Here is a 17576-nt window from a genome sequence, read left to right as displayed (position 1 = left end):
CCACTGTAGTGAATGGATCCATTCAGTTGACAGGCCCTCCCCTGGGACGGAGGGTCAGCTCGGTGAGGTGGGCGTCGGGGCCCGCGGTGACGGCGGCCAGCACGGCCCGCGCCACGCTCTGCGGCGTCAGGTACTTCTCGGGCTCGAACTCGCCGCCCTCGTAGCTACGCAGCTCGCGCTGCATGTCGGTGGCCGTCCGGCCCGGGTAGACGGTCGTCACCCTCAGCCGCGGCTCCTCCAGCCGCAGCGCGTCGGCGAACGCCTTCAGCGCGAACTTGCTGGCCGCGTAGGCGCCCCACTCGGGGTTGGCCCGCTGCCCCGAACCCGAGTTGACGCAGACCACGTGTCCCCCGGCCCCGCGCAGGGCGGGCAGCAGCAGCCGGGTCAGCTCGGCGACCGCGACGACGTTCACCTCCAGCGTCTCGCGCCACGCGGCGGCGGTCAGGTCGGCGATCCGGCCCATCCGGTTGATCCCGGCGGAGTGCACGAGCACGTCGAGCCGTTCGATCCCGGCGACGTCCGCCTCCGTGACCGCCGTCAGCTCCGCCGGCCAGACCCGCGCGTCGGGCAGCCCGGCCGCCACGGCGGCCAGCGACTCCTCGTCGCGGCCGTTGAGTATCACGTGGTGCGTGGGGCCCAGCGCCTCGGCCACGGCCGCGCCGATCCCGCGCGAAGCGCCTGTGACCAGCGCAGTCGGTCGTTCGTTCATGGAGATCAGTTTATTGATGTTGACGGATGCTCAAATTTGAATACAAACTTGTACTCATGTCTGCTTCGACGCGCATCCTCATCCTCGGCGCTCTGCTCGACGGCCCCATGAACGGCTACGGGGTCCGGCGGCGGCTGGAGGTGATGGGCGCCGACCAATGGGCGAACGTCGCCTTCGGGTCGATCTACCACGGGCTGAGCAAGATGGCCGACGAAGGACTCCTGGCCGTCGTCGAGGCGGGCAAGGGCGGCAAGGTCGTATACGAGCTGACCGAGCACGGCCGCGAAGAGTTCCACCGGATGCTGCTGACCGCCTGGCACGAGATCAAGCCCATCGTCGACCCGTTCCAGGTGGCGCTGACGTTCATGGATCGGCTGGAAAAGCAGGAGATTCTGCAGGCGCTGTATGCGAGGATGCAGCAGCTCAGAATGAGCGTCGAGATCCTTGGACATGCCGTCGGCGCCAAGCAGCGCTACGGCGCTCCCCAGCACATCGACGAGAACCTCCGCCTCAACAGAGCCATGGTCCAGGCCCAGCTCGACTGGGTCGAGAAGGCCATCGAACGGGTTGAGGCCGACGAATTGCCCTAAGGAGCTGAACCCCCCAATGATCATTCAGGCGCAGGGCCTGCGAAAGACGTTCACCACCAGGAGCAGGAAGGGCACGCAGACCGTCGAGGCCGTCCGCGGGGTGGACCTCGAGGTCGCGCAAGGCGAGATCTTCGGCGTGCTCGGCCCCAACGGGGCCGGCAAGACCACCACGATCAGGATGCTCTCCACGCTGATCGCCCCCGACGCGGGCACGGCCACCGTCGCGGGCCACGACCTGCTCAAGGAGCCGAGCGCCGTCCGGCGCAAGCTCGGGTACGTGAGCCAGGCCGGGGGTGTCGAGGACACCACGAGCGCCAGGGCCCAGATCATGATGGCCGCCAAGATCCACGCCATGGCCGACCCGAAGCAGGCCACCGCGGAGGTGCTGGAGCGCTTCGACCTGACCGAGATGGCCGACCGTCCCGGCCGTACCCTGTCGGGCGGGCAGAAGCGGCGCGTGGCCATCGCGATCGGGCTGGTGCACAACCCGCCGCTGCTCTTCCTCGACGAGCCCACCACCGGCCTCGACCCGCAGAACCGCGCCAACCTCTGGGACCGCATCAGGCAGCTGCGTGAGGCCGGAACGAGCGTGCTGCTCAGCACCCACTACCTCGACGAGGCCGACGCGCTGTGCGACCGCCTCATGATCGTCGACCACGGCCTGGTCGTGGCCGAGGGCACCCCCGGGGAGCTCAAGCGGGAGGTCTCCGGCGACGTGATCACGCTCAGGGTGGACGACCCGGAGCGGGCCGCGGACACGCTCAAGCCGTACGCCCGCGAGACCCGCGTCGACGAGGACCTGCTGCGCGTCTACGTCGACGACGGCGAGCACACGCTGCCCGCGCTGCTGCGGGCCCTTGAGGAGCAGGGGCTGGGGCTGAGCTCGATCGCGCTCGACCGCTCCACGCTCGACGACGTCTTCCTGGCCAAGACCGGCCGTTCCCTCCGCGACACCGGAGCCGCCTCATGATCCGCCACACCGTCCTGTTCACCGGCTACGAGCTGAAGAAGTCGTTCAGCAACCCGATCTGGCCGCTGTTCGGCATCATGCAGCCGGTGCTGTACCTGCTCATGTTCGCGCCGCTGCTGAAGTCGCTGACGCCGGGCGGCTCGACGGTGGACGCGCTGCGCATGTTCACGCCGGCGTCGATGATGATGATCGCGGTCTTCGGGGCGCTGTTCTCGGGGTTCGGGCTGATCGCCGACCTGCGCAACGGCTCGCTCGAACGGTACGCCGTCAGCCCCGCCTGGCGCCCGGCCATCGTGCTCGGGCGGGTGGCCAAGGACATGGTCGTGCTGGTGTGCCAGGCAATCCTCGTGCTCGTCGTGGCCATCGCGATGGGCGTGCGCATCGGGGCCGTGGAGCTGCTGCTGGTGCTGCTGCTCATGGCCGCCACCGGGCTGTTCGCCTCGGGGCTGTCCCAGGGGCTGGCGCTGACCGTACGCGACGAGAACGGCATGTCGCAGACGCTCAACCTCTTCATGCTGCCGATCATGCTGCTGGCCGGGCTGTTCATCCCGATCTCGTTCGCGCCCGGCTGGATGCAGACGCTCGCCCCGATCAACCCGCTCTACCACGCGGTCGAGGCGGGGCGGGCGCTGTTCGCCGGGCGGTTGGCGGACCCGTCGATCCCGATCGCGTTCGCGGTGTTCATCGTGCTGGCACTGCTCACCACGATCTGGTCGATGCGCTCGCTACGCAGGATCGCCGGGTAGGAACGTACCGGTCTCGTCGGTCATCCGCTCGTACTCCTCGAGCCTGGCCTGGGTGCGCAGCGGCGCCGCGTCGGCCATGGCCTCGACCAGGGCCATGGCCAGGGCGAGCGGCGCCGCGTGCGAGTCGAACACGAGCCGGTCGCCGACGGGGGCGTCCAGCACGACCTCCGCCGGAAAATCCGACTTATCCGTTATGGCCGCCACCCGCAGCCCCATCTTCTCCGCGTACTCCAGCGCCTGCACGGCCTCCGCCGGATACCTCGGCAGGACCACGGCCACCACCCACTCCGCGCCCGCCCTGCGGGCCGCGTGCAGCCCGTCGACCAGCTCCGACCCGCCGTGCGTGAGCAGCCGCACGTCGGGATGGATGCGGCGGGCGTAGTAGGCGAAGGTGGTGGCCAGCCCGCAGGAGACCCGCAGCCCCACGACGGGCAGCGGCTCGGTGGCGGCCAGCTGCTCGCCGAGCTCCTTGAGCGGGAAGGCCGGCAGCCGCTCCCTGACGATCGCGAGGTTGCGGATCTCACACTCGATGGCCCCGCGCAGCAGGCTCTCCTGCGGCTCCGCCACCGTCGCGCCGCCCAGCACGAGCGGGCGCAGCGCCTGCCGCAGCTCGGGGTATCCGGCGAATCCCAGCACCATCGCGAACCGGGTCACGGACGGCTGGCTCACCCCGGCCCGCTCGGCCAGCTCCACGCTGGACAGGAAGATCGCCTCATCGAGATGCTCGGTGAGGTAATGCGCGATCCTCCGCTGCACGGGCGACAGCCTCCGGCCATCCAGCAGCACGCTCAGCCCACCGTGATATCCGTCCGCCACGCCACCTCCAACGCTTCCCACCCCGCATTCTCATCCCACCACCCTCACGACCCCCACCAGATGGGTGGCGGAAGCGCGGTGGGTCAGGATTCGCGCATCGGGATGCGGACGCCGCGGGCGGCGGCCACGTCGGCGGCCTCCTCATAGCCCGCGTCCACGTGCCGCATGACCCCCGTCCCAGGGTCGTTGGTCAGCACGCGGTTGAGCTTCTCGCCCGCCAGCGCGGTCCCGTCGGCCACCGTCACCTGGCCGGCGTGGATGGACCGCCCGATCCCGACCCCGCCCCCGTGGTGGATGGACACCCAGGCGGCCCCCGAGGCCGTGTTGAGCATGGCGTTCAGCAGGGGCCAGTCAGCGATCGCGTCCGACCCGTCCGCCATGGCCTCCGTCTCGCGATACGGCGAGGCCACGGAGCCGCTGTCGAGGTGGTCGCGCCCGATCACGATGGGCGCCTGCAGCTCGCCCGAGGCCACCATGTCGTTGAAGCGCTCCCCCGCGACGTTCCGCTCGCCGTACCCGAGCCAGCAGATCCGCGCGGGCAGCCCCTGGAAGTGGACCTTCTCCCCGGCCTTCCTGATCCACCGGGCGAGTCCCTCGTTCTCCGGGAAGAGCTCCAGGATGGCCCGGTCGGTCGCGGCGATGTCGGCGGGGTCCCCGCTCAGGGCGGCCCACCGGAACGGGCCCTTGCCCTCGCAGAACAGCGGCCTGATGTACGCGGGCACGAACCCCGGGAAGTCGAAGGCCCGCCCGTAGCCGGCCAGCTGCGCCTCGCCCCGGATGGAGTTGCCGTAGTCGAACACCTCCGCCCCGGCGTCCTTGAACCCGACCATCGCCTCCACGTGTCGCGCCATCGAGGTCCGGGCCCGCTCGGTGAAGCCGGCCGGGTCCTTGTCCCGCTCCGAGGCCATGTCCTCGAAGGCGATCCCCAGAGGCAGGTACATCAGGGGGTCGTGCGCCGAGGTCTGGTCGGTGACGATGTCGATCTCGGCCCCGCGGGCGAGCAGGTCGGGCACGGCCTCCGCGGCGTTCGCGACGACCCCGATGGACAGGGGACGGCGCTCGTCGCGCGCCGCGTACGCCAGCCGCAGCGCCTCGTCCAGCGACGACGCCTCCACGTCGAGGTAGCGGTGCTCGATCCGCCGGGTGACCGAGCGCGGGTCGCAGTCGAGGCAGATCGCCACCCCGCCGTTCATGGTGACGGCCAAGGGCTGGGCTCCGCCCATCCCTCCGAGCCCGGCCGTCAGCGTGATCGTCCCGGCGAGCGACCCGCCGAAGCGCTTGGCCGCCACGGCCGCGAACGTCTCGTACGTCCCCTGCAGGATGCCCTGCGTGCCGATGTAGATCCACGACCCGGCGGTCATCTGCCCGTACATGGTGAGCCCGGCCGCCTCCAGCCGCCGGAACTCCTCCCAGTTGGCCCAGTCGGGCACGAGGTTGGAGTTGGCGATGAGCACGCGGGGCGCCCATTCGTGGGTGCGGAACACGCCCACCGGGCGCCCCGACTGGACCAGGAGGGTCTCGTCGCCCTCGAGCGTCGTCAGCGTCCTGACCATCGCGTCGAACGACGCCCAGTCACGCGCGGCCTTGCCCGAGCCGCCGTAGACGACCAGCTGCTCGGGGTGCTCGGCGACCTCCGGGTCCAGGTTGTTCTGGAGCATGCGGAGCGCCGCCTCCTGCGGCCACCCCTTGGCGGTGATCGTCGTGCCTCGCGGCGCGCGCACGCTGCGGCTCATCGTGACCCTCCTGAATGAAAACATTCACATATGTCACCCGCAGAGTACATGGATTAGCTGACGAGGAACTGGGTGGCCGCCAGCTCCCGGTAGAGCTCGTCCTCCCCGACCAGCGAGTCGTGCGTCCCGATCGCCCGTACGCCACCCCCTTCCATGACCACGATCCGGTCCGCGTTCGTCACGGTGGACAGCCGGTGGGCGATCACCAGCACGGTCGTCTCCGTGGCCACCTCGGCGATGACCTCGCGCAGCCGCAGCTCGTTGACCGCGTCGAGCTGGGAGGTGGCCTCGTCGAGCAGCAGCAGCCGGGGCTTGCGCAGCAGCGCCCTGGCGATGGCGACGCGCTGGCGCTCGCCGCCCGACAGCAGCACGCCGCGGTGCCCGACCGGCGTCTCCAGCCCTTCGGGCAGCCTGTCCACCAGGTCGTCGAGCCTGGTGCGGGCGACGGCCCGGCGCAGCTCGTCCTCGGTGGCGTCCTGGGCGGCGAAGAGCAGGTTCTCCCGGAGGGTGCCGGCCAGCACGGGGGCGTCCTGCTCGACGTACCCGAGGGCGGCCCGCAGCTCGCCCAGCGGCCAGTCGCGGATGTCGCGCCCACCGATGGCGATGAGCCCCTTCTGGTGGTCGTAGAAGCGCTCGATCAGCGCGAACACCGTCGACTTGCCCGCGCCCGACGGCCCCACCAGCGCGGTCAGCCCGCCGGGCGGCACCTCGAAGGTGACCCCGTCGTGCACGGTCGGCCGGTCGTCGCCGTACTTGAAGACCACGTCCCGGAACGTCACCCCGACCGGTTCGGAGGCCCCCGCGACGGCGGCGCCGACCGGCTCCGCGGGCAGGTCCTCGATCTCCTTGATCCGCTTCATCGCGGCCAGCCCCTGCTGGAGCTGGACGCCGCCCTGGACGAGCTGCCCGATCGGCGGCACCAGGTAGAACAGGTACAGCAGGAACGCGATCAGCGACGACACCTCAAGCGTCCCCGACGCGACCCGGGCCCCGCCGACGGCCAGCACCGCGAGGAACGCGATCTGCACCGCCATCCACGTCGCCACTCCCGCGAGCGACGTCCACCCGGCGACCTGCAGCCCCCGGTCGCGGGCGCGCACCGCCGCGTCGCCCACCACCGCGATCTCCCGCTCCTCCGCGCCGCTGGCCTTGACGGTCCGGTACGCCTGCAGCGCCCGGTCCAGCACGGCCCCCATCTCGCCCACGGCCTCCTGGGCATGGGTCTGCGCCCGCTGGATCCTCGGCATGATCAGCGCGACGAGCCCGCCGATCACCACCACCACGAGCAGCGTGACCAGCAGCAGCACGCCGTCCATGGTCGCCATCATGATGATCGCCCCGACCAGCATGAACGTGGCGCTGACGGACTCGACGATCCCGTTGGTCAGCACGGCCCGCAGCAAGGTCGTGTCACCCGTCACCCGCGACAGCAGGTCGCCGGGCTTGAGCCGGTCCACGTCGGCGACCTTGAGCCTCAGCATCCGGTCGACGAGCTTGCGCCGGGCACCGAGCACGATGCCCTCGCCCGTGCGCTCCATCAGATAGCTTCCGGCGGCCGACACGACCGCGCCGATCAGCACCGCCGCGGTCAGCCCCAGCAACGGCCCGGCCATCGAGCCGGTCTCGCCGAACGCGTCCACGACGTATTTGGCCAGCAACGGCATGGCGAGACCCGCCGCCGAGCCGATCAAGCCCAGTAATCCGCCCAGGATCAGGATCTTCCGGTGCGGGCGGACGTGGGAGAGCAACTCCTTGACCACCACATCTCCTTCCACGACATGTCTCGACTTGCTCTAACGAACGGGACCGCGCGATCCGCACCACTTCGACAGGGTCAACCTAGATTGACGACTTAAGTATGTCAACTTTCGTTGACCCTCATTCTTGAGGAGGAGACGACATCCGGAAGCGTCCGGCGGACGAATAGGGCGTCGAGGAACCCGGCCGGAACCTCGCAGTAAACGATCAGCCCTTCCGAAAGGACCGAAAATGGAGCTCCGGATCAACCGGCGCGCTCTAGTCGGACTTGGCCTCGCCGCAGCTGTCGCCGCGTCGTCGTTGGCCGTGCTCCGCACCGACTCCGGCATCGCTTCCTCGCACCGCGAGGCTCCCATGATCGCGGGCGACCCCCAGCACGACAACACGGACGTGTACGCGTTCGTGAGCCCTGACAAGGCCGACACGGTGACCCTGCTGGCCAACTGGATCCCGTTCGAGGAGCCCCACGGCGGCCCGAACTTCTACCCGTTCGCCACCAAGTCCCGCTACAACATAAAGATCGACAACGACGGCGACGCCAGGCCCGACATCACGTACGAGTGGACGTTCCGCAACGAGGACAAGCGCGGCAACACCACGTTCCTGTACAACAACGGCCCCGTCACCTCGCTCGACGACCCGAACCTGCTCTTCCGCCAGCGCTACACGCTCAGGAAGATCACTCCCAGCGGCACCCGGACGCTGGTCGGCGACGGCATCGTCGCGCCGAGCAACGTCGGCCCGGCCTCGATGCCCGACTACGGCACCCTGCGCGCCCAGTCCATCAAGAGCCTGCCCGGCGGCGGCAAGTCGTTCGCCGGCCAGGCGGACGAGGCGTTCTTCCTGGACCTGCGCGTGTTCGACCTGCTCTACGGCGGCAACCTGTCCGAGGTCGGCCAGGACACCACCCGGGGCTACAACGTGAACAGCGTGGCCCTCCAGGTGCCCTCCTCCGAGCTGGCGCTCAAGGGCGACGTCAAGCGCAACCCGGTGATCGGCGTCTGCTCGACCACCGACAAGTTCAACGGCAGCAGGTACGTGCAGGTCTCGCGCCTGTGCAACCCGCTGGTGAACGAGGTCGTCTCGCCCGCCGGGCTCAAGGACGCCTTCAACGCCCTGCCCCCGGAGAAGGACGCCGATGTGGCGCCGCTGGTCAAGCGGGTCATCGACCCCGAGGTGGCCAGGCTGCTGGAGGCCATCTACGGCATCAAGGCCCCCGCGACCCCGCGCAACGACCTGGTCGAGATCTTCCTGACCGGCATCGCCAAGCAGAACGGCCCGATCAAGGCCGACCTCAACTCGCAGGTGCTCAACAAGGACGCGGGCAAGCTGCGCCCCTCCGAGATGCTGCGGCTGAACATGGCGATCCCGCCCGCGAAGGACCCGAACCGCCTCGGCGTGCTGGCCGGCGACCTCCAGGGGTTCCCGAACGGCCGCCGTCTCATCGACGACGTCGTGGACATCGAGCTGCAGGCCGTGGCCGGCGCCGCGGTGACCGGCAAGCTCGTGCCCGGGCTGACGGACAAGGTGGACAGGAACGACAAGCCGATCCTCCAGTCGTTCCCCTACATCCCGCTGCCCGGCAATGTCGCGGTGAACCAGCGCTGACTCCCCGACCGGCCTGCTCCCTCTCCAAGCGGGCCGGTCAGCCCCCGGCGGCAGACCACCCTTCTCCCACCGTCTGCCGCCGACATGAGGCCGGCCGGCCGTGCTCCCCGTCACGGCCGGCCGGCCAACTTCCCAGCACCCTGGAGCCTTGGACATGCGTGCCTTCGTGATATTCGCCGGGCTTGCCCTCATCGGGGCCATGACCTTCACGATCCTCTCGTTCTCGGCGGCGCCCGCGCCGGGGCCGGTGGCGGACAAGCCGTTCACCGAGACGCTGCAGGATCGGCTCAAGCGCCTGCCGGGCGACTACCGCGGCTGGGCCCAGCTCGCCTCCCAGTACGTCGACCAGGCCAGGATCACCGGCGACCCGTCGTACTACACGAAGGCGGAGGGCGCGATCACCACGGCCGCCAAGCTGAGGGCCGAGGACGACGCGGTGCTCACCGGCCAGGCGGCGCTGGCCGCCGGGCGCCACGACTTCGCCGAGGCGGTGCGGCTGGCCGAGCGTGCGATCGACGTCAACCCGTACGGCGCCCCGGCCTACGGCGTGCTGGCCGACGCGCGGACCCAGCTCGGGGACCTGCGCGGGGCTCGGCGGGCCGTGGACGAGATGCTGGGCCTGCGGCCCGGAGTTGCGGCCTTCGCCCGCGCCTCGTACGCGGCCGAGCTGCGCGGTGACAGGGCCGGAGCCCGCAAGTACCTCGAAATGGCGCAGAACGACGCGTGGCAGCCGGCCGACCTCGCCTACGCCCGCTACTACCTGGGCGAGCTGGCCCTCCACTCCGGCGACCTGGCCACGGCGGCCGGCTGGTACGCCAAGGCCCTGCAGGCCTACCCCGGCTACACCCCGGCGCTCGCGGGCCAGGCCAGGACCGCCGCGCTGAGCGGCCGGCTGACCGAGGCGCTCGGCCTCTACCAGAGCGTCGTCGAGCGCCTCCCGCTCCCCCAATACCTGATCGAGCAGGGCGAGACCCGGATCAAGGCGGGCCGGCCCGCCGACTGGACCCTGCTGAAGGCGCAGCGCAAGCTGTTCCAGGCCGCGGGCGTGCGTGACGACCTGACCTGGGCCGAGTTCGAGGCCGACCACGGAGACCCGGCGCTGGCGGTCGAGCACGCCAGGGCCGAGTACGCGCGCAACCCGAACCTCGTCGCCGCCGACGCCCTCGCCTGGGCCCTGTTCAAGGCGGGCAAGCCGGCCGAGGCGCTGCCGTACGCCAAGAAGGCCACGGCGACCGGCTGGCAGAACCCGCTGCTGAAGTACCACCGCGCCAAGATCGAGCAGGCGCTGGGCCGGTCCGTCAAGGTGGACGCCGGCTTCGACCCGACACTGTCCGCACTGGCGAGGTTCTCATGAGAGTCATCCGGCTCGGCCTGCTGTCCGTCGCGATGGGCCTGGTGCTGTCGCTGGGCCTGAGCGTCGTCCTGGTCGCCGCGGCCAAGGCCGCGCCCGTGGCCATGCACCCGCTGGGCAACTTCACCGTCAACCACTACAACGGGCTGCGGATCTCGCCCTCCGACGTGCGCAACCTCGCCGTCGTGGACGCGGCCGAGCTGCCCACGCTGCAGGCCAAGCCGCAGGTGGACGCCTCGTACGCGGCCCGCCGCTGCGGCTCGCTGGCCGCCGCCCAGCGGCTCACGGTGGCGGGCCGGACGGTGCCGTGGCGGGTGGCCGGCGCCGCCTTCGCCTACGCCCCCGGCCAAGGGGGTCTCCAGACCAGCCGGCTGACCTGCCGGCTCGTGGCCGAAGTCCGCGTCTCGGGGGCCGTGGAGTTCGCCGACGGGTTCGAGCAGGACAGGATCGGCTGGCGGGAGATCACGGCGGTGGGCGACGGGGTGCGCCTGGTCCGCTCGTCGGTGCCGTCGGTGAGCGTGAGCAAGGAGCTGCACGCGTACCCCGGGGATCTGCTGGCGAATCCGCTCGACCAGCGCACCGCGACGATGACCGTCGCGCCCGGCGCGGGCCTGCCCGGCCAGGGCGGCTCCGGCGCTCCCGGTGGCACCGTGTCCGGCGGGATCGGCATCGGCGGGCCGATCGGGGACGCGCTGGTCGCCCTGGACCGGACGTTCGCCGGGCTGATCGGCTCCGACTCGCTGACGCTCCCGCTCGGGCTGCTGGCGGTCGGGCTGGCCGTGGTGCTGGGCGCCGGGCACGCGCTGATCCCCGGGCACGGCAAGACCATCATGGCCGCGTACCTGGCCGGACGGCGTGGGCGCCCGCGCGACGCGCTCGTGGTGGGCGCGACGGTGACGGCCACGCACACGGTCGGGGTGCTGGTGGTGGGGCTGTTGCTGAGCGCGTTCACGGCGCTGGCGGGCGAGTCCGTGCTGGCGTGGCTGGGGGTGGCCAGCGGCGCGCTGATCGCCGTCATCGGCTTCCGCCTCCTCCTGAACGCCCGCCGCGGCACCTCCCCGCACGGCCACGGACACGGGCATGGCCACGGCCATGGTCACGATCACGGCCACGGTCACGGCCACGGCCACGGCCACGGGCACGGTCACGACGGCGAGGAGGCGACGAAACGGGCAGGGCTGGTGGGGCTCGGCATCGCGGGCGGGCTCGTCCCCAGCCCGTCGGCCCTCGTCGTGCTCCTCGGCGCCATCGCGCTCGGCCGCACCTGGTTCGGCGTGGCGCTGGTGACCGCGTACGGCATCGGCATGGCCGCCACCCTCACCGCCACCGGCCTCCTGCTGGTCAAGCTGGTGGACCGCCTGGAACAGCACGCCTCGGCGGGCCGCCGCCTGGCCGCCAGGCTCTCGGGCCTGGCCCCGGTGGGCACGGCCGCGATGGTGGTGCTGCTCGGCGCGGGCCTGGCCCTCCGCTCGGTGGCGACCCTCTAGCGTCCGTACATCTACGCCTTTATAGTCATGTCCATGACTACTCATGGACATGACTATTCATGGCTCTGAGGCATGCCATGCTGGCGGCCCTGCTCGGCGGCGAGTACAGCGGCTACCAGCTCACCAAGATCTTCGACGTCGGCGTCTCCAACTTCTGGTACGCCGCCCCTCAGCAGCTCTACGCGGAGCTGACCAAGCTGGAGGCCCACGGGCTGATCGCGGGGCGGGAGGTCGTCCAGACGGGCCGGCCCAACAAGCGGGTGTTCACGGTCACCGAGGCCGGGGCCGCCGAGCTGGCGGCCTTCGCCGCGACCCCACCCAAGCCCCTGCTCATCCGCGACGACCTCGCCGTCAAGGTGCACGCCGTGGACCACGTCGACCCGGGGCCCGTGATCGAGCAGCTCCGGGAGCGGGCGGAGGAGGCCGCGGTCAGGCTCGCCTTCTTCGAGCAGACCCTCCAGCGCATACGCGGTGACCTGGACGAGGAGACGTTCCTGCGCCGGGGCGAGCACGTCGGCCCCTACCTGTCCTGCCTGGCCGGCTGCCGCCTGGAGCGCGAGATGCGCGACTGGTGCCTGGAGACCGCCCGGACCCTGACCGAACGCGCGGCCCACGCGGAGAGGACGACGCCATGACCTACGTGCGTTATGTCGCCATCGGCGACAGCCAGACCGAGGGCCTCGGGGACGGCGACGACGTCACCGGCCACCGCGGCTGGGCCGACCGCCTCGCCGAGCACCTGGCCGCCGCCGACCCGGACCTGCTCTACGCCAACCTCGCGGTCCGCGGCCGCCAGGCGGCCGAGATCCAGGCCGAGCAGCTGCCCGCCGCCCTGGCGCTGCGCCCCGACCTGGTCACGGTCATGGCGGGCATGAACGACATCATCCGCCCCGGCTTCGACGCCGCCATAGTGGCGGGCATCGTGGAGGACATGATCGTCCGGCTGACCGCCGAGGGTGTGCACGTGGTCACCATGACCTTCCCCGACATCGCCAGGATCGCGCCGATGGCCCGCCCGCTCCGGCCCAGGCTGATCGAGTTCAACGCCCGTGTACGTGCCGCCGCCGCCCGCCCGGGGGTCACGCTGCTGGACACGTTCCCGCTCGACTTCACGGACGCCCGGATGTGGAGCGCCGACCGGCTGCACGCGAGCCCGGCCGGGCACACCCGCTTCGCCGCCGCCGTCGCCCACGCCCTGGGCCTGCCCGGCAGCGACGACACGTGGATGGCGCCCCTGACGCCGTTGCCCGCCCCGGGCGCCTGGCGCGCGGCGTCGACGGAGCTGCGCTGGCTGGCCACCTTCGCCGGCCCGTGGATCGGCCGCCGCCTCCGCGGCCGGTCCTCCGGCGACGGCCGCACCGCCAAACGCCCGCTGCTCACCCCGGTGATCGCCGGAGGTCAGTCGGTGTCCGGCACCTCCGGGTCGTCGTAGCCGAGGTCCCCGTCATCCGGCTCAGGTGTGCCGACGGCCGCGCCGCGTGGAAGGGAGATCGTGACGCCCTGAGAGGAACTCCTGGAAGGCGATCTTGGCCCTGATCGCCGGCCGCCGCCACCGTTCCTCCCGGTGGATGGCCTTGGCCATCTTGCGCGGCGAGCGCTGGGCGAAGAACCAGCGGGCCCACGGGGAGCCGGGGCGGGCCAGCCGTAGCGCGCCCACCACCAGCATCGGCGGCACGAACAGGCCGGCCATCCCCGTCCAGATCTTGCCCTTGAGCAGGGTGACGACGGCGAGCGCCAGGTTGGCCACGATGAGCGCGCCGGGGTTGACCAGGGTGCCGTAGTCCCAGGTCAGGGGACGTAGGCCGATGAGGAGCAGGCCGGTGACGGCGATCGCGATGAAGACCGCGTCCACCGAGGTGCGCCCCTCCTCCTCCCAGTACACGTCGTGCAGGTGCAGGATCAGCGCGAACTCGTCCAGCACGAGCGCCGACCCGATGCCGAAGATGGAGGCCGCGACGGCGTAGCCGACCTGCGAGGCGGAGGACACGATGAGCCCGCTGACCCCGCCGACCAGCATCAGCACGACGCCGAACACGATGTGGTGGATGTGCATCTCGCCCACGTTCAGGTTGCGGAACCAGCCGACCTTCGCCCTGATCAGGCGGACGTTGATGCGCGTGGCGATGAACGCCACGATGAGCGTGACGAAATAACAGAACAGCGGCAGCCGTCCTGTGGCGACGATGTTGTGCTCGAACCAGTTCTCCATGACTCTAGAAAGAGATGGTACGAGGGCCCCTGCACCTTCTAGACCGTCAAGCGAGGAAGGCCCGCAAAAGGGCAGCTGTGCCCTCCAGGTGCTCGGTCACCGCCCGGCGGGCCCCGTCCGGGTCCCCGGCCAGGATGGCGTCCACGATCGCCTGGTGCTGGCTCGCGGCATGATCGAGGTTGACCTGGAGCATGGGGATCGCGTTCAGCAGGTCGCTCACCCGCGAGCGGGCGTCCGCGCACGCCGTGGCGAGCAGGGTGGAGCCGGTCAGCTCGGCGATGGACAGGTGGAAGGCCGTGTCGAGGCGGCGGTAGTCCTCGATCGGGGCCTCGTTCAGCTCCGACAGCCGGCGGAGCAGCACCTCCCGCCTGTCCTCCGCGAGGCGGGAGGCGGCCAGCACCTGGGCCGCCCCGCACTCCACCGCCAGGCGGAACGTGAGCGCGTCCGACAGGTCGTCGCTGCCCATCTCCGCCACGACCTGCCGCAACTCGCCCGCGTCCGGTTTGGGGGGAACGTAGGTGACGAAGGCTCCCCCGTAGCGGCCCCTCCGCACGTCGAGGTAGCCCGCCTCCGACAGCGCGCGGATCGCCTCGCGCAGGGTGACCCGGCTGATGCCGAGCCGCACGGCCAGCTCGCGCTCCGGCGGGAGCTTGTCGCCGGGCGGGACCACACCGAGCTTGATGGCCTGGAGCAGCCGTTCCACCGTCTCCTCGAAGGCGTTGCCGGCCCGCACCGGGCGCAACACCGTCATCAAACGCGCCGACTCGTCCAACGTGTCCTCAGGTCTTGACAACGGATCCCGCGTACACATCAATGGTCTAAGACTAGCCCAATCAACGGGAAAGCGCCTCTGACCAGATCGGAGCGGGGATAGCGTGAGCGAGCGATCGAGCACCGGGTTCCTTTCCGTCAGCGAGCTGCGCGACGAGGTGGCGCTCGGGCGCATCGACACCGTGCTCCTCGCGATCGCCGACATGCAGGGCAGGCTGCAGGGCAAGCGGCTGTCCGCCCGCTATTTCCTCGAAGAGGTGCTGCACCACGGCTCCGAGGGGTGCAACTATCTGCTCGCCGTCGACGTGGACATGAACACCGTCGGCGGCTACGCGATGTCGTCCTGGGAGCGGGGCTACGGCGACTTCGTGATGAAGCCGGATCTCGCGACGCTGCGCAGGGTGCCGTGGCACGAGGGGACCGCCATGCTGATGGCCGACCTCGCCTGGGAGGGCGGCGGCGACGTGACCGCCTCGCCCCGGCAGATCCTGCGCAGGCAGCTCGCCCGCCTCGCCGAGCGGGGGCTGGCCGCGTACGTGGGCACCGAGCTGGAGTTCATCGTCTACGAGGACAGCTACGAGGACGCCTGGAAGCGCGGCTACCGGGACATGTCACCGTCCAACCTCTACAACGTGGACTATTCGCTGCTCGGCACCGCCCGCATCGAGCCGCTGCTGCGGCGGATCCGCCAGAACATGGAAGGCTCCGGCCTGTACGTCGAGTCCGCCAAGGGCGAGTGCAACCTGGGCCAGCACGAGATCGCCTTCCGCTACGACGAGGCGCTCAGGACCTGCGACCACCACGTCATCTACAAGAACGGCGCGAAGGAGATCGCCGCCCAGGAGGGCAGGTCGATCACCTTCATGGCCAAGCCCAACCAGCGCGAGGGCAACTCCTGCCACATCCACATCTCGCTGCGCGGCGGCGACGGGGATCCGGTGATGGCGGGCGACGGGCCGTACGGGCTCTCCCCGCTCGGCGCCCGCTTCATCGCCGGGCAGCTCGCCTGCCTGCGCGAGCTCACCCTCCTGTACGCCCCCAACATCAACTCCTACAAGCGCTACGTCCCCGGCAGCTTCGCGCCCACGGCCGTCAAGTGGGGTGTGGACAACCGCACCTGCTCGCTCCGGCTCGTCGGCCACGGCCCGTCGCTGCGCGTGGAGAACCGGGTGCCGGGCGGCGACGTCAACCCCTACCTCGCGGTGTCCGCGCTGATCGCGGCCGGGCTGCACGGCATCGACAACGAGCTGCCGCTGGAGAGCGCGTTCGAGGGCAACGCCTACGACTCCGGCGCCGAGAGCGTGCCCCACACGCTGCGGGACGCGCTGGCGCTGTTCGAGGGGTCGAAACTGGCCCGCGAGACGTTCGGCGAGGACGTGGTCGAGCACTACGCGAACAACGCGCGCGTGGAGCTGGCCGCGTTCGACGCGGCGGTGACGGATTGGGAGCTGTTCCGTGGTTTCGAGCGGATGTGAAAGAAGCACATGAAGATCGTTAATCCGGCGACGGAAGACGTCCTGGCCGACGTCGAACTGGCCGACGCCGCCGAGGTGGACCGGGCGGTGGAGCGTGCCAGGGCCGCGTACGCGACCTGGCGCGAGGTGTCGCCCGGGGACCGGGCGCGGCTGCTGCGCAGGTTCGCCGGCCTGGTGGACGAGCACGGCGAGGAGCTGGCGCGGCTGGAGCTGGCCAACTCCGGGCACCCGATCGGGAACGCCCGGTGGGAGGCCGGCAACGTCCGCGACGTGCTGCACTTCTACGCCGGCGCCCCCGAGCGCAACCACGGCAAGCAGATCCCGGTGCCGGGCGGCGTGGACATCACGTTCCAGGAGCCGCTGGGCGTCGTCGGCGTCATCGTGCCGTGGAACTTCCCCATGGTGATCATGACCTGGGGCGTGGCCCCGGCGCTCGCGGCCGGCAACACGGTGATCGTCAAGCCGGCCGAATGGACCCCGCTGACCGCGCTGAGGCTGGCGGAGCTGGCCCTCGCCGCGGGCCTCCCCGAGGGGGTGCTCCAGGTGCTGCCTGGGGCAGGGGAGGTCGCGGGGGCCCGGCTCGTCGAGCATCCCGGCGTGGCGAAGATCGTGTTCACCGGCTCGACCGAGGTGGGCAAGGAGATCGCCGCCAAGGCGGCCCGGCAGGTCAAGCGGGTCACGCTGGAGCTGGGCGGCAAGTCCGCCAACATCGTCTTCGCCGACGCGGACCTCGACAGGGCCGCGAGGACCGCGCCGTACGCGGTCTTCGACAACTCGGGCCAGGACTGCTGCGCCCGCTCCCGCCTCCTCGTCCAGGCCGAGGTGTACGACGAGTTCATGGAGCGCCTGACGGCGGCCGTGCGGGGCGTCACGGTCGGCGACCCGCTCGACGAGGGCACCGACATGGGCCCGCTGATCAGCGCCGAACACCTCGACCGGGTGCGCGGCTTCGTCCAGGGCACCCCCTACCTGCAGGGATCCTGCCCCGAGGGCAGGGGCTTCTGGTTCCCGCCGACCGTGCTGACGCCGGAGCTCACCGACCCGGCCTTCACCGAGGAGATCTTCGGTCCTGTCATGTCCGTGGTGCGCTTCGAGGACGAGGCGGAGGCCGTACGCATCGCGAACGACACCCCGTACGGCCTGAGCGGCTCCATCTGGACCCGCGACGTCGGGCGGGCGCTACGCGTGGCCAGGGCCGTCGAGTCGGGCGCGCTCTCGGTCAACTCGCACTCGTCGGTCCGCTACTGGACCCCCTTCGGCGGCTTCAAGCAGTCCGGTCTCGGCAGGGAGCTCGGCCCCGACGCCCTGGCGGCGTTCACCGAGACCAAGAACGTCTTCATCTCCTGGGAGTGA

Annotated in this window: 16 protein-coding genes; 10 read left to right on the top strand and 6 right to left on the bottom strand. The window is 70.9% G+C overall.

Annotated features, from left to right (window positions below; translation table 11 throughout):
- Positions 1 to 22 precede the first annotated feature (22 nt).
- Entirely contained in the window at positions 23 to 709 is a 687-nt protein-coding gene (locus AB0J87_RS06345) for an SDR family oxidoreductase (RefSeq protein ID WP_363962862.1), read from the bottom strand.
- Between the two features lie 56 nt (positions 710 to 765).
- On the opposite strand from AB0J87_RS06345, the gene AB0J87_RS06340 reads away from it, so the two are divergent.
- Genes AB0J87_RS06340 through AB0J87_RS06330 form a run of 3 tightly spaced genes read left to right on the top strand, consistent with a single transcriptional unit; the run spans position 766 to position 3015 of the window.
- Positions 766 to 1299 carry a PadR family transcriptional regulator gene (locus AB0J87_RS06340; protein ID WP_363962861.1) on the top strand — a complete coding sequence of 178 codons (534 nt, stop codon included), beginning with the start codon at positions 766 to 768 and terminating at the stop codon, positions 1297 to 1299.
- Positions 1300 to 1315: 16 nt separating this feature from the next.
- Positions 1316 to 2269: an ATP-binding cassette domain-containing protein gene (locus AB0J87_RS06335; RefSeq protein WP_355207188.1), complete on the top strand. Its 954-nt coding sequence runs from the start codon at positions 1316 to 1318 to the stop codon at positions 2267 to 2269.
- On the top strand, positions 2266 to 3015 hold the full coding sequence (locus AB0J87_RS06330; protein WP_363962860.1) for an ABC transporter permease: 750 nt from the start codon (positions 2266 to 2268) through the stop codon (positions 3013 to 3015). The genes AB0J87_RS06335 and AB0J87_RS06330 overlap by 4 nt, the downstream gene beginning before the upstream one ends.
- On the opposite strand, the gene AB0J87_RS06325 is transcribed toward AB0J87_RS06330, so the two are convergent.
- The 3 genes from AB0J87_RS06325 to AB0J87_RS06315 form a co-directional block, all read right to left on the bottom strand.
- Positions 2995 to 3831, bottom strand: a complete 837-nt coding sequence (locus AB0J87_RS06325; RefSeq protein ID WP_363962859.1) for a MurR/RpiR family transcriptional regulator — start codon at positions 3829 to 3831, stop codon at positions 2995 to 2997. The genes AB0J87_RS06330 and AB0J87_RS06325 overlap by 21 nt on opposite strands.
- An 83-nt stretch (positions 3832 to 3914) precedes the next feature.
- Positions 3915 to 5564 carry a urocanate hydratase gene (hutU, locus tag AB0J87_RS06320; protein WP_350730174.1) on the bottom strand — a complete coding sequence of 550 codons (1650 nt, stop codon included), beginning with the start codon at positions 5562 to 5564 and terminating at the stop codon, positions 3915 to 3917.
- 53 nt (positions 5565 to 5617) lie between these two features.
- Positions 5618 to 7324: an ABC transporter ATP-binding protein gene (locus tag AB0J87_RS06315; protein WP_363962858.1), complete on the bottom strand. Its 1707-nt coding sequence runs from the start codon at positions 7322 to 7324 to the stop codon at positions 5618 to 5620.
- Between the two features lie 229 nt (positions 7325 to 7553).
- Between AB0J87_RS06315 and AB0J87_RS06310 the strand changes: the two genes are divergently transcribed.
- From AB0J87_RS06310 to AB0J87_RS06290, 5 genes are all read left to right on the top strand, one after another.
- A complete protein-coding gene (locus AB0J87_RS06310) occupies positions 7554 to 8930 on the top strand; it encodes a DUF4331 domain-containing protein (protein WP_350730171.1) in 1377 nt (458 codons plus the stop codon).
- 154 nt (positions 8931 to 9084) lie between these two features.
- Positions 9085 to 10284, top strand: coding sequence for a tetratricopeptide repeat protein (locus AB0J87_RS06305; RefSeq protein ID WP_363962857.1), 1200 nt, complete (start codon positions 9085 to 9087; stop codon positions 10282 to 10284).
- Positions 10281 to 11768: a High-affinity nickel-transporter gene (locus AB0J87_RS06300; RefSeq protein ID WP_363962856.1), complete on the top strand. Its 1488-nt coding sequence runs from the start codon at positions 10281 to 10283 to the stop codon at positions 11766 to 11768. The genes AB0J87_RS06305 and AB0J87_RS06300 overlap by 4 nt, the downstream gene beginning before the upstream one ends.
- 59 nt (positions 11769 to 11827) lie before the next feature.
- Complete coding sequence (locus AB0J87_RS06295; RefSeq protein ID WP_363962855.1) at positions 11828 to 12403, top strand: PadR family transcriptional regulator; 576 nt, start codon at positions 11828 to 11830, stop codon at positions 12401 to 12403.
- Positions 12400 to 13200 carry an SGNH/GDSL hydrolase family protein gene (locus AB0J87_RS06290; RefSeq protein ID WP_363962854.1) on the top strand — a complete coding sequence of 267 codons (801 nt, stop codon included), beginning with the start codon at positions 12400 to 12402 and terminating at the stop codon, positions 13198 to 13200. Before AB0J87_RS06295 ends, AB0J87_RS06290 begins: the two co-directional genes overlap by 4 nt.
- Positions 13201 to 13221: 21 nt before the next feature.
- Here AB0J87_RS06290 and AB0J87_RS06285 read toward each other — a convergent pair whose 3' ends face one another.
- The gene (locus AB0J87_RS06285) at positions 13222 to 13977 is read right to left on the bottom strand and encodes a hypothetical protein (RefSeq protein WP_355207214.1); all 756 of its coding nucleotides are present in this window, start codon (positions 13975 to 13977) and stop codon (positions 13222 to 13224) included.
- 46 nt (positions 13978 to 14023) lie between these two features.
- Positions 14024 to 14728, bottom strand: a complete 705-nt coding sequence (locus AB0J87_RS06280) for an FCD domain-containing protein (RefSeq protein ID WP_363962853.1) — start codon at positions 14726 to 14728, stop codon at positions 14024 to 14026.
- 124 nt (positions 14729 to 14852) lie between these two features.
- On the opposite strand from AB0J87_RS06280, the gene AB0J87_RS06275 reads away from it, so the two are divergent.
- Both AB0J87_RS06275 and AB0J87_RS06270 read left to right on the top strand, forming a co-directional pair.
- Complete coding sequence (locus AB0J87_RS06275; protein ID WP_363962852.1) at positions 14853 to 16223, top strand: glutamine synthetase family protein; 1371 nt, start codon at positions 14853 to 14855, stop codon at positions 16221 to 16223.
- A 9-nt stretch (positions 16224 to 16232) separates the two neighbouring features.
- Positions 16233 to 17576, top strand: a complete 1344-nt coding sequence (locus tag AB0J87_RS06270; protein ID WP_363962851.1) for an aldehyde dehydrogenase family protein — start codon at positions 16233 to 16235, stop codon at positions 17574 to 17576.

It is taken from the genome of Nonomuraea sp. NPDC049625, from assembly GCF_040675285.1.
GTDB classification, from domain to species: domain Bacteria; phylum Actinomycetota; class Actinomycetes; order Streptosporangiales; family Streptosporangiaceae; genus Nonomuraea; species Nonomuraea angiospora_A.
The sequence above is the reverse complement of the archived record's forward strand: the minus strand, read 5'-3'. Positions and strand labels throughout refer to the sequence as shown.

What these genes read in the sequence shown, in the direction of transcription:
- AB0J87_RS06345 (WP_363962862.1), bottom strand. Translation starts at nt 709, where the DNA reads ATGAACGAACGACCGACTGCGCTGGTCACAGGCGCTTCGCGCGGGATC.
- AB0J87_RS06340 (WP_363962861.1), top strand. Translation starts at nt 766, where the DNA reads ATGTCTGCTTCGACGCGCATCCTCATCCTCGGCGCTCTGCTCGACGGC.
- AB0J87_RS06335 (WP_355207188.1), top strand. Translation starts at nt 1,316, where the DNA reads ATGATCATTCAGGCGCAGGGCCTGCGAAAGACGTTCACCACCAGGAGC.
- AB0J87_RS06330 (WP_363962860.1), top strand. Translation starts at nt 2,266, where the DNA reads ATGATCCGCCACACCGTCCTGTTCACCGGCTACGAGCTGAAGAAGTCG.
- hutU (WP_350730174.1), bottom strand. Translation starts at nt 5,564, where the DNA reads ATGAGCCGCAGCGTGCGCGCGCCGCGAGGCACGACGATCACCGCCAAG.
- AB0J87_RS06310 (WP_350730171.1), top strand. Translation starts at nt 7,554, where the DNA reads ATGGAGCTCCGGATCAACCGGCGCGCTCTAGTCGGACTTGGCCTCGCC.
- AB0J87_RS06305 (WP_363962857.1), top strand. Translation starts at nt 9,085, where the DNA reads ATGCGTGCCTTCGTGATATTCGCCGGGCTTGCCCTCATCGGGGCCATG.
- AB0J87_RS06300 (WP_363962856.1), top strand. Translation starts at nt 10,281, where the DNA reads ATGAGAGTCATCCGGCTCGGCCTGCTGTCCGTCGCGATGGGCCTGGTG.
- AB0J87_RS06295 (WP_363962855.1), top strand. Translation starts at nt 11,828, where the DNA reads ATGGCTCTGAGGCATGCCATGCTGGCGGCCCTGCTCGGCGGCGAGTAC.
- AB0J87_RS06290 (WP_363962854.1), top strand. Translation starts at nt 12,400, where the DNA reads ATGACCTACGTGCGTTATGTCGCCATCGGCGACAGCCAGACCGAGGGC.
- AB0J87_RS06285 (WP_355207214.1), bottom strand. Translation starts at nt 13,977, where the DNA reads ATGGAGAACTGGTTCGAGCACAACATCGTCGCCACAGGACGGCTGCCG.
- AB0J87_RS06280 (WP_363962853.1), bottom strand. Translation starts at nt 14,728, where the DNA reads ATGACGGTGTTGCGCCCGGTGCGGGCCGGCAACGCCTTCGAGGAGACG.
- AB0J87_RS06270 (WP_363962851.1), top strand. Translation starts at nt 16,233, where the DNA reads ATGAAGATCGTTAATCCGGCGACGGAAGACGTCCTGGCCGACGTCGAA.